The organism is Actinoplanes sp. NPDC051343 (assembly GCF_044455125.1).
GTDB lineage: Bacteria > Actinomycetota > Actinomycetes > Mycobacteriales > Micromonosporaceae > Actinoplanes.
On record NZ_JBITEL010000019.1, the window covers coordinates 84,839 to 98,341 of the forward strand.

12 protein-coding genes are annotated in these 13,503 nt (G+C 69.0%); 2 read left to right on the plus strand and 10 right to left on the minus strand.

Features of this window, described 5'->3' with window-relative positions; all coding sequences use genetic code 11:
* Positions 1–21: 21 nt before the first annotated feature.
* The 8 genes from ACIA5C_RS43145 to ACIA5C_RS43180 all read right to left on the minus strand — a co-directional run bounded on the left by ACIA5C_RS43145 (position 22) and on the right by ACIA5C_RS43180 (position 10,242).
* A complete protein-coding gene (locus ACIA5C_RS43145; protein WP_396066025.1) occupies positions 22–747 on the minus strand; it encodes a hypothetical protein in 726 nt (241 codons plus the stop codon).
* Positions 744–1,571, minus strand: a complete 828-nt coding sequence (locus tag ACIA5C_RS43150) for a hypothetical protein (RefSeq protein ID WP_396066027.1) — start codon at positions 1,569–1,571, stop codon at positions 744–746. The genes ACIA5C_RS43145 and ACIA5C_RS43150 overlap by 4 nt, the downstream gene beginning before the upstream one ends.
* 52 nt (positions 1,572–1,623) lie before the next feature.
* On the minus strand, positions 1,624–3,468 hold the full coding sequence (locus tag ACIA5C_RS43155; protein WP_396066029.1) for a hypothetical protein: 1,845 nt from the start codon (positions 3,466–3,468) through the stop codon (positions 1,624–1,626).
* Positions 3,465–4,448 carry a PD-(D/E)XK motif protein gene (locus ACIA5C_RS43160; RefSeq protein ID WP_396066031.1) on the minus strand — a complete coding sequence of 328 codons (984 nt, stop codon included), beginning with the start codon at positions 4,446–4,448 and terminating at the stop codon, positions 3,465–3,467. The genes ACIA5C_RS43155 and ACIA5C_RS43160 overlap by 4 nt, the downstream gene beginning before the upstream one ends.
* A complete protein-coding gene (locus ACIA5C_RS43165; protein WP_396066033.1) occupies positions 4,445–7,012 on the minus strand; it encodes a Z1 domain-containing protein in 2,568 nt (855 codons plus the stop codon). The genes ACIA5C_RS43160 and ACIA5C_RS43165 overlap by 4 nt, the downstream gene beginning before the upstream one ends.
* A 127-nt stretch (positions 7,013–7,139) precedes the next feature.
* Positions 7,140–8,219 carry a PQQ-binding-like beta-propeller repeat protein gene (locus ACIA5C_RS43170; protein ID WP_396066035.1) on the minus strand — a complete coding sequence of 360 codons (1,080 nt, stop codon included), beginning with the start codon at positions 8,217–8,219 and terminating at the stop codon, positions 7,140–7,142.
* Between the two features lie 41 nt (positions 8,220–8,260).
* Positions 8,261–9,559 (minus strand): sensor histidine kinase, encoded by a 1,299-nt coding sequence (locus tag ACIA5C_RS43175; RefSeq protein WP_396066037.1) that lies wholly within the window; start codon positions 9,557–9,559, stop codon positions 8,261–8,263.
* Positions 9,556–10,242 carry a response regulator transcription factor gene (locus ACIA5C_RS43180; protein WP_396066039.1) on the minus strand — a complete coding sequence of 229 codons (687 nt, stop codon included), beginning with the start codon at positions 10,240–10,242 and terminating at the stop codon, positions 9,556–9,558. Before ACIA5C_RS43180 ends, ACIA5C_RS43175 begins: the two co-directional genes overlap by 4 nt.
* 36 nt (positions 10,243–10,278) lie before the next feature.
* On the opposite strand from ACIA5C_RS43180, the gene ACIA5C_RS43185 reads away from it, so the two are divergent.
* Complete coding sequence (locus tag ACIA5C_RS43185; RefSeq protein WP_396066041.1) at positions 10,279–10,848, plus strand: DNA mismatch repair protein MutL; 570 nt, start codon at positions 10,279–10,281, stop codon at positions 10,846–10,848.
* 34 nt (positions 10,849–10,882) lie between these two features.
* A complete protein-coding gene (locus ACIA5C_RS43190) occupies positions 10,883–11,290 on the plus strand; it encodes a phage holin family protein (RefSeq protein WP_396066043.1) in 408 nt (135 codons plus the stop codon).
* A gap of 304 nt (positions 11,291–11,594) precedes the next feature.
* Here the strand turns inward: ACIA5C_RS43190 and ACIA5C_RS43195 are convergent, their stop codons facing one another.
* Together ACIA5C_RS43195 and ACIA5C_RS43200 are read right to left on the minus strand one after the other, a co-directional pair.
* Positions 11,595–12,545, minus strand: a complete 951-nt coding sequence (locus ACIA5C_RS43195) for an SGNH hydrolase domain-containing protein (RefSeq protein WP_396066045.1) — start codon at positions 12,543–12,545, stop codon at positions 11,595–11,597.
* Positions 12,546–12,555: 10 nt separating this feature from the next.
* Positions 12,556–13,410 (minus strand): acyltransferase family protein, encoded by an 855-nt coding sequence (locus ACIA5C_RS43200; protein ID WP_396066047.1) that lies wholly within the window; start codon positions 13,408–13,410, stop codon positions 12,556–12,558.
* Positions 13,411–13,503 lie beyond the last annotated feature (93 nt).

Sequence of the window (13,503 nt, forward strand, 5' to 3'; positions counted from 1 at the left end):
CAGTACTGCCGGGCGAGCCCGTCACTGATCACCAGGGCGCACGTATTGCAGCGTCTGGGCGCAGATGCCACGACACAGTTCCTCGACCTGATATGTAGCCAGCGCCCGGACGTCCACGAATGCCAGGTAGCGACGCAGCCGGCGGCTCGCGTCCCGGATGATCGCCCGGCGTCCCGCGTCCGGGGCCGCCTCCACCACGGCCTTGGCGAGCGCCGCGACCAGGCGGGGGTCACCGCCGATGCTTCGCCGCTCCAGCAACTGGTTGAGATCGCTTTCGGTCAGCGCGTCGAGCAGTTTCTCCTGTCCCTCGAAGACGACCGCCTGCCACCACAATCTTGCCCACGCGTGTCGCGTCAGATCAGTGGCCACCCACCGCTCACGGTTGTCGAGACCGAATCGCCAGTTCGTGAGGTGAGGCAGCACGACGAGGGACAGGAACGACCACGAACCCCGGTTACCTGCGTCGGACCACGAGAGCGCCATCCGGTCACGGATCAACGGGGCGACCGCGCGGTCGAACGCGACCCGCTTGTCCGGCCCGGCCGGCTGCGGATAGCCGAACGACTGCGCAACGTCGGTCGCCGCATCGAGAAGTGATCGGATCTGCCGGCTCGAGACGCGACTGCCGATGGGCGCCCAGAGCTGCGCCGCGTGCGAGGTCGCCGGGGTAGGTTCCGCGCCCTCGAGCAGGTCGGCGTACATGGAGAGCGCAACAGGCTGCGGGAGTTGCGGCCAGAGCTCGATCACTGAAAGGTCCGCCCTCTTCCTGCGTTCCGCACGGCACCGGCGAGCTGCGTGCGGAAGGTTGACAACTCACCCGGCGACGAAGGCCGGTTGATCTTCAACGACGCCTGATCGAGCAGTCGGCCCAGGATGTCCCCGACGGTTTCGGCGGGCCAGGTCTCGCGCTCGGAGAGGTCGTGCTGCAGCGACACGGCGATCTCCAGGAGAAGCATCGCGACACCGGCCTCGAGCTCGTCGAGCAGCGCCTGCTGGCGCTTGTCCTTGGCGCCTCGTGCGACCGCCGCGCTCAGTTCGGTGTCCTGAGTGTTGATCAGAACGCGGAACGCCCCGTAGAACGGTGCAAGCAGGTCGGTGCCGGTTTCCAGGTGCCAACTTGCTGTCGGCGACAGCCTTGTGGCCCCGAAATCGATCTCGTGCACCGGAAACATCGGCGCTTGGCTGTCCAGGGCCAGCAGTCGGACCTCCTCGCCGAGCACAGAACCCGCGATCGAAGCGACCCCGACCGTCGTGCGAGGTTGGGGCGCAACCAGACAGATCGTGGTCCGCAGCGAAAGGACACCGGACAGGCGCTCACCGACCAGAACGGCCTCGACCGTCGCCGTGCCCTGATCACCGAACGACACCGGAGGCACGGCCTCGGTCATTCCAGTGGTGGAACTGGTCCAGGAAACGGCCAGCGCGACCTCCGCGAGAGCGACTCCGGTCTCCTGAGCGAACCGGATCGGGTCGACCTGCACGCGCCGCGCCACACGCAGGTCGACGCTGGGGTCCCAACCGTCCACACCGGACGGGAGTGGTACCCAGCCCTGCTCGCCGGTGTGCAACAACCAGGGGTCCCAGACAACGGTGCCGGCCGACGGGATCAGAAAGGGCTTGACGTCAGTGGGCACTGTCCGCCGCCTGGCTCACTTTGAACCGCACCAGCGCATCCGGCACGTAGGTGGCGTACACGTACCACTGGGAGGCGTCCCCGGCCGAGAGCCAGACGCTGGGACCACGGACCACATCACCGGTCGCGGCCGCCTGCCACTGAATGACCTCGGGTATCGCAGCTCCCATCGGCGGTTGCGCTTCCCGGCCTCCGCCCTCGATCACGACCTCGACCTCTGCCGTCACGGTGCGCGGGGCGTCCGACGGTGGAACCAGAACGGTCGCGACCAGGTATGGACTGCCGTTGTGCACTCGGAACACCGGGGAGCCGGTCAGCTTCGGGGTCCCGCCGCGACGGGTCCTGACGCTCGATCCGCGTGATGGACCATCTCCGCCACCCCGCTCGCTGCCCGCTCCTCCACCGTCCTCGGAGGTTCGGGCCGGCACCACGCTCGCCAGCCGAGCAGCGAATTGACCCAGCCCCTGACTGCTTCGACCGCCCGCGTGCGTCCCGAGGCCCAGGAAGTCGTCGAGCTGGCGGGCGATGAACGACCGCGCACCCTGGACTACGCCCCTGGACGTTCCGGTGAGCCCCTTCGACACCCAGTCGTCGTGGGTGGGCGGCTCGGCGGAGGCGAAGTGCTCGTCGGCCTGCTCGGATGCGCGGAATACTCCGGCATACGCGAGTCGACCGTCCGGGTGCGCGGGCCCGGGCACGTAATCCACGACCAGCTCGGCCACACGCATCCGAGCGATGTGATGGCTGGGTCCGTCGAACGGTCGAGCCGACCTCACGAAGCTGCGGCTGCTCGCGTCGTCGGCGGCGCACAACGAGACGGCCAGTCGGCCGGCGTCCTTCGGTCGAACCGTCCTGGTGTAAGGCGTTCCGCCGCCAGCCCTGACCGCGCGGAGTGCGGCCACGAAAGGCTTGAGATCATCGACCGTTTCCGGGGAAGGCACCGCGACCTTGCTGCCGTCGACCCCGACGAAGAAGCGCATGTGCAGCCCGCGCTCGTCTGAGATCATCTTCGGCCACAGGTTCCACAGGATCGCCGAGCTGAGGTATGTCGCCGCCTCGTGGGGGCTGCGCTCCCGGATGTCGGGCTCGAAGCCTGTGACGCCGAGGTCGGCTCCGAGGATGACGATGTCGGTTCCGCTACGTCCGTCGCCGAATCCCGGCAGCCCCAAGGCCTGGGAGACCTTGTCGGCGTCCTCCCCGATGACCGGGTCGGGGATGTCATCGGCGGCGACCGAACCCCACCAGTGGCGTCCCGTGAATCGGCGGTCACCGAGGTACCAACTGTGTCCGAGCGCCGCCCCCATGAGCCGACGCTGAGCGACGTCCGCCGCCTCGGTCTTGGTGTCGACGAGGATCGCCCCGGCCCGGCTCAGGCGATAGAAGATCCCCTTGCCGAAGCCGTAGGTCCCGCCGCCGAACTGATGGTCGCTCGGCTCTCCGACGTTACGAAGGAACTGAACGAAGTCCGCCATCTCGTCGACTCCCGCCTTGACGCCGGCCCGAAGGGGCCCACCCAGGCCGACCGTGTTGCGGTCCGAAACGATCAAAACGACCGACCCGGGCTGCAACGAACTCTCCAGATCGAGGTCAGCCTGGGGCGACGGTCCGGGTAGCAGGAGTCGGCGCCACCGTTCGCTCGCATCGCCGATCACCCGTACGTCGATTCCGAAGTCGACCGACATCCCGTCGCGTCGAGCGTCCCAGCTGTTCTGAGCCGCCTCACGAGCCAGCACAGCCAGCGGGTCCAGAGCCGGCCTACCGAGCTGCTTGACGATGCCTTCGGCCGCGGCGGATCCCTCCGGGGCGAAGGGCTGCGACCACCATTCGGTCGTCATCGCAGGCACTCCGCGGCGATCTCGACGAGCGAGGCAAGGCGGCTGTGCGGAAGGAGCGCCCCGACTTCGACCTCGTACCGCAGAGCACCGATGCCCGGTGGAAGCGCCGGCGCGGTGAGTGACGCCGCGACGAGGCGGGGCGTGGCAGCGCCAACGGTGATGCGGTGCACCCCCTCGACGGAGAACACTTCGGCGTCGGCAGTTCCTCGTTCCGGGTGCCAGCCGGTGGCTGCGAGGCGGGACCGGAGGTCGCCGGGCGAGGCGACCTTACCCTCGAGTTCACGGACGAGTTCGCTGATCGTCGTGCCATCGGGGTCCTCGACGACCCGCAGCAGCAGGAGGTCGAGCGGCCTGGCGTCGTGGGTGTCGAGCTGCGCGAGTCCGTGTATCACTATCTCCCTGCTCGACGTCCCCAAGGATTTGACCTCGATACAGCGTGCGGACGTCTCGAAGTCGTGCGGTTCGCCGAGCGGTCCTCGCCAGTCGGTGACCGGAAAGGTGGGGTCGGCCCTGACCAACTCGACAAGCATGGCCAACTCACCGAAGAGGCCGACCTTGGCCTGGTGCGAGAGTCCACGCATGAGAAGGCTGCGGAACAGTTTCCGCCAGCGCGCGACGACCCGGACCGTGGTGGCCGCCGGGCGTTCGCCGCCGCGGATCTCCGAGAGGACGTCGGTCAGCACATCGTCGAACTCACGGAACAGGTCGGGCTCACCGCAGGACAGGTCCAGGAACAGCCCGGCCGCGCCGGCGAAGACCAGCTTCCGGACGGCAAGATCGAGCACAGCCGGCCGATCGTCGATCATGACCTGGTCGACGGCGGGCACGAGGAGATGCCGACCTCCCGCCCGGTCGACGGCGGCCCGGCAGGGGTGGCCGTTGAACGACGGCTCCAGCGGGAACGACTCGAACTCGTCGAACCGAGGACGGCCGAGGACCGCCCAGGCACGCTCGAGTTCCGAAGACCGAAAGTCCGTCATGCCGGTTCCTCGGTGTCGACGTCGAGAACCTCATCGAGGTTGACGCTCTCGACGTCGGAGAGGTCGACGGCGACATGGCTCGCCTGGATCTTCTTGGTTCGTACGTCACCGGGGAACACGATTCCCATGCCGACCACCGGGCTCACCGCGTCGAGCGCCTTTCGTTTCGAGTTCGCTTTTCCGGCGGCATCGGCGTTGACCGGCTCGCTCATCTTGTCGATCAGGTAGAGAACGAGCAGTCCCCGGTCCTTGTTCGTCGGGTCGTCGTTGCGGACCTTGATCAGCTGCTCCTCGCTTTTGGCGCGAGCCTCCGCGGCTGTCAGGTCCAGATCAAGAGCACGGTCCTGCTTGCTCATGAGGGTCTTGATGTCGGCTCGTCGGGTATTGCTGTCGTTGAGTCGCGATCGGACGGAATAACGGACGTCGAGACCGCCCAGCTGTGCCGGAACGCCGTCGCCGTTCACGATCGCGACGGACCAGTTGGACAGGCTCATTTCGACATCCGAGAGGCGGCTGTCGATGTATTTGAGCATCATCCGACGATCGAGGTCGGGCGAGTCCTCGTGCACCTGGTAACGCCCGAGGAAGTCCTTGATGAGGGTGACCGGGACGTTCCTGATCAGTCTGGCCGGCCCGGACGCCGCGTCGGGTTCGAGCTCGCCGTAACGAAGAGCATCCTGCACAAGGCTCTCGGCCGCCTGGCGGTTCTGGTCGAGCCAGTCGGCGTCTTCGTGAAGGAAGTAGCGGGTCTGCAGCCGCCGTCCCGCGTAACTCACGTAGGCGGGTTGGGCCGCACCCATCTTGGCCGTGATCCGCAGAGCGGGATGCGTCCGGATGCGGACCGAGACCTGAGTCGGCGTCAGGTTTTCCCGCTGGTAGCGGTCGATGTCGTCACGCATCTCGTGCTCCACCGTGGCGAGGTGGCGGAACGCGTCGGCCAGGCTGGGTGTCATCCAGATACGCGGCAGATCCTCGTATCCGGTCCGGTAGCCGAACCACCGGCCCATCTGCAACAACGTGTCGTACGCCGTGGCACCACGAATGAAGAAGCTGACGACGAGGCCCTCCAGTGTCAGACCACGGGACAGCGTGTTTCCGCCCACCGCGATCGCGACTACAGAGGACTCCGAGTAGTCAAGACGGTCCTCGCTCCGATAGTTGTCGAGCACCACACGGGTCTGTGCGATCACGTCGAGGAGGTGGACGACCACCTCGTCGAACGAGTTCTGCCTGCGGTCGAAGTCCTCGGCCGGTACCCGACCGGACTCGTCTTCCCACAGTTCGCGCCACGGTTCCAGGTCTTCGAGACTGCCGGAGGCCAGGCTCGCCAGCGCCCGTCCCCGGAGGAACTCCAGCGGCCGACGAAAACTCTCGTGTACGGCGATCTTGACGGAGGTGTGGATGAGCATGGTGCTGTGGCCGATGTCATGCCGGGCACGACGCGCGGCTGTGGCGAGCCAGAACCAGTCCACCGCGGCCTTCAGTTCGTCGGTGATGGTCGGGGTGAAGTCGTCCGCCGGCTCCTTGCTCCCGGGACGCAGCAGTTGTACGTCGTCCTCAGGAACGACCCGGACCATGTCGTAGCCGTCGGGCGGCCCCGTCTCGTCGTCGTCCTCCGATTCCACCGAGTATCGGCCGAAGATCTTCTCCGGACCGAAGTAGCCGTCCGGCCTCGGGAGGTTGAGGATGAACGACTTCGGATAGAGGTCGTTCTCGTCGCTCGGATCGATGAAGACGTTCGCGAACGGCGTCGCCGTATATCCGACGTAGGTGCACTTCGGCATCAACCCGAGGAGCCGTCGGATGAGCGGGTTGATGCGGCCGGTGGCGACCGAAGCCTGGTCCGCCTCGTCGTCGATGACCAGCACCGGCGACGATTCCAGGGCTCTCCGTCCGTTGGCCGTGTCGAGCCACCGGATGAGCTTTCCGAGGACGGCACCGTTCTTCTTGACCACCAGCAGCACCGGCTTGTCCGGGCCGAGCAGGGCCTCAGGATTCTCGGGCGGGATCGTGAAGTCGCGGTCCAAAGTCGTCTTCGTCACCCATCGATCAGGATTCAGATGCTTCAGGTAGTCGTCGAGCCGAGCCTGAGTCTGTCGCCGCAGCCCGTTGTGGATGCCGGAGAGGACGATGATCATCCGATATTCGACGTCCGCCAGTTTCGCGATCACCGCAGTGAAGTTCGTCGTCTTACCGCTCTGCACGTAGCCGACGACCAGGCCGCGAGAATCCCATCTCGGACCGGTCGGACGCGGCGTGTGGGCAACCACGGCGTTGGACGAGTTGTTGACCGACTGGACGCGCTCCTCCGGCCAGCCCTCGTCGGCGAACTCGGCCCGGAGCGCGGGCCAATAGAGATCCTTCTCTCCCGGCCCGCTGTACCAGTCGTCGGAGCCGGCCGCGATGATCGGCGGGCCGCCCGCCCGAACCTTCTCCATGTCCTCGAGGAACTGGCCGGAGAACTCCTTGACCATTTCCTCGGGCAGCGAGTCGCCGAAGCTCGAGATCGCCGAATCAACGCCGAAGCGCCTGGCCCAGTCCGCGAAAACTACGTAGAGGCCCACCCTCGTCACTCCTCATGCCGGCTAGGAGTGCAACTTAGTCCACCCGGGCCGCGACAACGTTGAGAATCGGCGGGTCTAACGGCTGATGAGACCACCCGAACGTCTGAGCCCGCCGGAGACCTACCGATCAGGGCGCGTACGACGACAGGGTCGTGTCGGTGACGGTGTATAGGTGGCCGCCGACTGCGAGTTGGTGGCCGGGGTAGGCGGTGGCCGGGCTTGTCACCGTGCCGGTCGCTGCGTTGAGGATCGGGCCGCCGGTGTAGATGAGTTCGCCCGCCCGCAACGGCTGGGTGGCTTCCGCGGGCAGCTCGCGGGACCACGCCACGTGTCCGTTGCGGCTGTCCAGGGCCTCGATGGTGCGGTCGTCACCTCGGTAGATGCGGCGGCCGTCGGTGGCGATCAGCGTGCTCGCCTTGCCGGGGGCCGACCACGTCACCGTGCCGTTCGTGGCGCTGAGGAAAGCGAGCGTCGTGCCGGCCGTTGCCACGAAGTGGTTGCCCCCCGGGGTTGCCGCCTGGGCTGTCCACGCCGTCGGGTGGGTCCAGCGGACTGCGCCGGTCGTGATGTCGGCCGCGGATGTCGTGTTGGCCTGGGTCAGCAGCAGGCGGCCGTTGGCGGAGACTCCCGACGACGAGAACAACGGCTTGTTCCACAGGGGTTTGCCGTCGGCGGCTCGGAAGGCGAGCGTGGTCAGCTCGTCCGACGGCGACGAACCGGAGATGACGGCTGCGCCCTTGTCGACGGCCAAGGTGAAGACCGGGGTGTCGGTGGCCACGTGCCACGCCGGTTTGCCGGTGGCGACGTTCACCGCGGTGAGCAACCCGTCCGGGTCGCTGTTGGAGTGGCAGTCGTTGTTGGCGGCGATCAGCAGGCTGCCGGAGAGGGCCAGCACCGGTGTGCTCGAGTCGTCCGGAGCTTCCCACGTGAAGTGCCACAAGCGGCGACCGTCCGATGCCTGGTAGGCCGAGATGCCCATCGCGTCGGTGACGAAGACGCGGCCGTCGGCGATCAGCGGGGCGGACGGGGCCGCGCACGCCGGTTGGGTCCCGCGCAGGCGGACCGACCATGTACGGGTCAGGTGGTTGATCGAGTCGGCGTTGATGGCCGACTCGTGCGGGTTGTAGTAGCTGTTTTCGGCGTCATACCCCGGGTGATCCCAGGCGGGTAGAACCGTGAGGACCAGTGCCAACAGAGTCTTGATCACTCACGTAACGTACGCCCGCAAAAGGGACGATTACGCAGAAATCAGCGCTTGCGGCGTGGGGGTGGTGACGGAACGGGGGCATTGAGGAAGATGCCGACCCGGGCGCCGCCGAGCGGGCTCCGCGAGATGACCATGCGGCCGCCCGACGCCTCGGCCGCTCGCCGCACGATGTCGAGGCCGAGCCCCGTCGAGCCGGCCCCCGACACGCCCCGCTGCACTGCCGAGGCCGGGTCCGCGATGCCGGGGCCGGCGTCGTCGACCAGGAGACCATCCGGTGAGACGCTGACCCGGAACGCCGTTCCGTCCGGCGTGTGGGAGAAGACGTTGCCGAGCATGGCGTCGACCACGCCGATCAGTTCGCTGCGGGGCACCGGCAGCATCACCGGCACGTCGCCGCCGACGACCTCCCACGGCCGCTCCTGGTCCTCGGCCAGGACCGACCAGAAGGCCAGCCGGTCGGCCAGCACCTCGACCAGGTCGGTGCGTTCCTGCCCGCGGGCCTCGGTGCCGAGCCGGGCGCCGGTGATGATGGCCTCGAGTTCCTCGTCGAGCAGGTCGCATGCCTGCCGCATCCGTTCCGCGATCGGGCCGGGCGGCATGGCCTCCGCGTCCAGCCGGAGCGCGGTCAGGGGCGTGCGCAGTCGGTGCGAGAGGTCCGCGGCGAGCTCTCGTTCCTTGTCCAGGAGGCTGCGCAGGTCGTCGGCCATCGAGTTGAAGGCGTTGGCCGCGTCGCGCAGTTCGCGCGGGCCGAGCGGGGTCACCCGGGTGGTGAGTTCGCCGCCGCCGAGCCGCCGGGTCGACTGGGCCAGCTGCCGGGTGGCCCGCACCAGGACGCTGCCGAGCCGGTCGGCGAGCAGCACCGAGCCGCCGACCAGCGCGATCGCCAGGCCGCCGAGGACGAACCACGCGGTCCACACCCCGCGGTGCATCTCGGCGTCCGGCACGTAGACCTCGACCACGACCGTCCGGCCGTCGGTGAGCACGGTGGGTTGCAGGTAGGCGACGCCGCCGGGCGCCGGCACGACCGCCGAGCGCCGATCCTGCGAAACGACCGAGATGTCACCCGCCGACGCGTGCGACGTCCCGATCGTCCCGACCGACGGCAGATGTACGGCAAGCCGGCCGGTGCTGCCCGCAGTGGTGGAAGCGACGGCGTTGGTGAGGAGGGACGGATCGGCGTCGACCCCGAGCACGGTCACCAGCGACGTCGCCTGCTGACGGGCGTCGCCGAGCGCCCGGTCGTGAGCGATCTGCCGGGTGGCGACGGCCAGCGGCACCAGGAACGCCAGCGCCACCATCGACGTGATCGCGAGGGCCAGCCGGTTGAGCGCCCACCTCACCGCGGATCGACCATCATCACGCCGACACCGCGTACGGTATGCAGGAACCGCGGCTGCGCGGCCGTCTCGCCCAGCTTGCGCCGCAGCCAGCTGATATGGACGTCGATCGTCTGCTCCTCGCCGATCCGGGCCTGGTTCCAGACCTCGTTCATCAGCTCGCGCCGGCTGATCACCTGGCCGACCCGCTCGGCCAGGTAGGCCAGCACGTCGAACTCGCGCCGGGTCAGCTGGAGCGGCTGCCCACCCAGCTCGGCACGCCGCTGGCGTGGGTTGATCATCAGCTCGCCGACGGTGATCACCGGGGGCAGTTCGGCCTGGGTGGTGCGGGCGCGACGCAGCACCGCGTTGATGCGGGCCAGGATGTGGCCGCCCGAGAACGGCTTGGTCACGTAGTCGTCGGCGCCGGCGCTGAGCAGGGCGATGATGTCGGCCTCCGACCGCCGGGCGGTCGCGACGATCACCGGTACGTCGGACACCGACCGCATCATCCGCAGCGCGTCGGTGCCGTCGATGTCGGGCAGCCCGAGGTCGAGGATGACCAGGTCGGGACGCTCCTCGGTGACGATCCGCAGTGCGTCGGCGGCCAGACCGACCGGCCGCACCACGTGCCCGGCCTCGGTGAGGGCCCGGGACAGGGCGGCCGTGATGATGCGGTCGTCCTCGACCAGCAGGATCAACGCCATGGCGTACACCATAGGGGGGAGTGAGACGATGGCTTCGTGCGATCTTTCCGGTGGACGCCGATCGCCGGCTGGCTGGCCGCGACGGCGGCGAGCATCGTGCTGGCGTCGGTGGCGTTGACGCCGGTGCTGCGCACGGCCGCGCCCGAGGACACCGCGCTGTCCAGCCTTCAGCAGTTGCCGGCCGCGCAGACGAGCTTCCCGACGCCGCTGCCGGCGATCACCGAGTCGCCCGCGACGAAGAAGCCGACACCACCCCCGACACCGAAGCGGACCAAGAGGACGACACCGCCGCCGACCACGAAGAGCACCACCACCCCGGCGACCACCACCGAAGACGGTTGGACGGTCACCACCGGCGACGACGGCGTGCGCACCTACGTACGCTCGTTCCGGGTCGAGGGCGGCCAGGCGGTCATCAAGATGACCTCCGACGCCGTGGTCGAACTGGTCACGGCCACGCCCGCCGACGGGTACGCCGTACAGAAGGTCCAGGACTCCCCCGACAACATGGCCGTCTACTTCAACAAGACCGGCAAGAGCTTCATCATCCACGCGACGTGGTGGGACGATAAGCCATTCACCGAGGTCAGCCAGGTGGGACAGTAGGTATGACCGCCGCCCGGCCGGGTATCCCGAGCGTATGGCGAGTCAAACGGAACTGGTCGAGCGGCTGGCCGCCGACGTGCGGACCCTGGTCCGCGACGAACTTGACCTGGCCAAGCGCGAGCTGACGACCAAGGCCAAGCGCGCCGGGGCCGGAGCAGGTCTGTTCGGCGGGGCCGCCGTGTTCGCGCTCTACGGGGTCGGCGCGCTGATCTTCACGATCGGGGCGCTGCTGGCGGTGGCGCTTCCGGCCTGGGCCGCCGCACTGATCACCACCGCCGCGGTCCTGCTGGTCGCCGGTGTGGCCGCGCTGATCGGCCGGGCCCAGGTGAAGCGGGCGGTGCCGCCGGAGCCGCTCGAGGCGATGGCCAGCGGCCGCCGCGACGTCGAGGCGGTGAAGGATGCGATCCGAGGGGGCGGAAGGCATGAGCATCGGAACGACTGACCGGCCGGAGGTCGAGGAGCCTAGATCGAGGCTGGCGGCGCTGGCGGCGAGGCCGCACGTGCGTCAGACGACGGCCGAGATCACGGCCCGCATCTGCGAGGCACTGCCGCTGGCAGCGATCACGACAGCAGCGACGGGCCTGGCCACGGGCGTGCTCATCCTCGCGCGCCGCCACCGCCGCCGATAAGCGGCCGCCGGAAGACGCCCGCGGAAGAGGGCCGCGGAAAAGGGCCGCGGAAGAGGGCCGCGGAAGAGGGCCGGCCACAGAGAGACCGGCCGCGGGTAAACCGGAGAACACCGCGCACTACGGCGCATTCTCCTGCGGAAACTGTTGCACCAGCGCCGCTTCCAGCACCCCGTTCAACATCCGCGCGTAGGTCGCGGTGAGATCGAACTGGTTGCGGTAGACGAGCACGTTCCCCACGACGGGGGTGCACACCGCGCCGCACAACCACGGCAGCACCGAGACATAGCCGGAGCCGCTCGCCCGGGCCGCCGCCATGTCGGCACCGCTGAGGAGTCGCGCGGTGGCCCTCGCCTCGGTGGTGAAGCAGGTGACGGTGTTGCGAGCGTGCACCGCCAGGCATTCCGGGGCGCTCGCGGCGAGCACCGGGCTGTCGCCGATGACGACCACTCGCGCCCCGGATCGGCGCAGGCCTGCGAGCGTACGCGTAAGCCCGTCCTGCCATTCCGCGGCCGTGACCGACTCGCCCGGCCCGGCCTTCGCGGCATAGCTGGAGTCCGCGACCAGCACCAGATCGGGCCGTGCGGCCCGGATTTTCTCCGCGGCGAACGCCCGGAACTCGTCGCACTCGGTGAACGCTCGGCCGAGCTGCTGATTGAAGAACGTGAGGTCCGGTGCCGGGCAGCCCGGCTTGCCGTAGAACGTCAGTTGCCAGTGCCGCCGGTCCGCTATCTCGGCCAGCGCCGGCAGCCACATGCCGGCGTGGGAGTCGCCGAGGAGCACGACCCGCGTCGAGCTGGCCGGGTCGCCGAAGACGCACGCGTCGATCCGCGTCGCCGACGGCCCGGCCTCACACCGGTCGCTGTCGAAGCCGAGGTCCTGCCCGGCGTCGGTCAGCGGCGGCGTGAGGCCGGGCGGGAGCGTGCGGATCGCCGGGGCCCGCCGGACCGCGGCGAGCACCTTGGTCGGGGCCAGCCGGGCGACGGGGGCAGGCTGGGCCGACGGGTGCGGGCGGGGGCTCTCCGAGGCGCTGCAGCCGGTCACCAGTCCGGTCAGCATCGCCAGCAGCACGACAAGGTTTCTAGAGCGGCACATGCGCGACCGAGGCTCCGAATCGGGGAAGGGTCCACCACACCGCCGCCAGCGGCGCCACGATCATCAGCAGAGAACCCGCGAGCGTCAGCGTCGGCGAGGTCCGCAGGCGCGCGTTGCGCTTGATCGGTTGCTCCACCAGGACGTACGTCGTGAGCGCGAGCCCCACGCTCAGCAGCACCACCACGCCGCCGCCCGGCGTCTTCCCGGCCGCGATCAGCACCGGGACGTGCCACAGCAGAAGCGGGCACCAGATCCGGCCGAGCCACTGCACCGGCGGCAGTCCGAGCAGACCGTCGCCCCGGCCGCACAGCACCAGCACCGCCCCGAGCGCCGGGACCGCCTGGGCGAATCCGGGGAGTGCCGGGTCGGGCCGGAAGACCAGCGCCCCCGCCGCGATCAGCACGAGTCCGAGCCAGGAGAGGCCGCCGGCCAGCCGGTGCGGGATGCGGTGCCGGTCGTTGCCGGCCAGCGCGACCAGCGCGCCCGCCCCGAGTTCCCAGGCCCGGGTGGCCGGCGAGAAGTCCGACCACGCGGTGGCGTGCAGAACCGACCAGGCCAGCGCCCCGCCGACGATCGAGCCGACCAGGAACGGCATCGTCCGTTGCGTGCCGATCCGCCGGGACAGCAGCAGCACCGCGATCAGGTAGCCGGAGATCACGAAGAAGACGTCGGCGCCGAGGTAACCGCCACCGAGGCCGGGCACGCCGGCGTCGGAGAGGACGATCAGCGCGACCGCAACGCCCCGGAGCCCGTCCACGTCCCGCCGGAACGTGTCTTGCGACGTTCCGGCGGGTCCGCGGCGTGCCGTCGGGATGCGTACGGCGGTTGCTGTCTTCGTCATTGCGGCTCACGCTAGGGCGCCGAACCGGACTTTCGTTATGAAACAGGCACAGAACCTGCTTTCAGGCACACTTTGTCGGAACGGCCGCGGTGC

Excerpts from the sequence above, each read along its gene's own strand:
- ACIA5C_RS43155 (WP_396066029.1), bottom strand. The coding sequence starts at position 3,468 with ATGACGACCGAATGGTGGTCGCAGCCCTTCGCCCCGGAGGGATCCGCC.
- ACIA5C_RS43160 (WP_396066031.1), bottom strand. The coding sequence starts at position 4,448 with ATGACGGACTTTCGGTCTTCGGAACTCGAGCGTGCCTGGGCGGTCCTC.
- ACIA5C_RS43180 (WP_396066039.1), bottom strand. The coding sequence starts at position 10,242 with ATGGCGTTGATCCTGCTGGTCGAGGACGACCGCATCATCACGGCCGCC.
- ACIA5C_RS43190 (WP_396066043.1), top strand. The coding sequence starts at position 10,883 with ATGGCGAGTCAAACGGAACTGGTCGAGCGGCTGGCCGCCGACGTGCGG.
- ACIA5C_RS43200 (WP_396066047.1), bottom strand. The coding sequence starts at position 13,410 with ATGACGAAGACAGCAACCGCCGTACGCATCCCGACGGCACGCCGCGGA.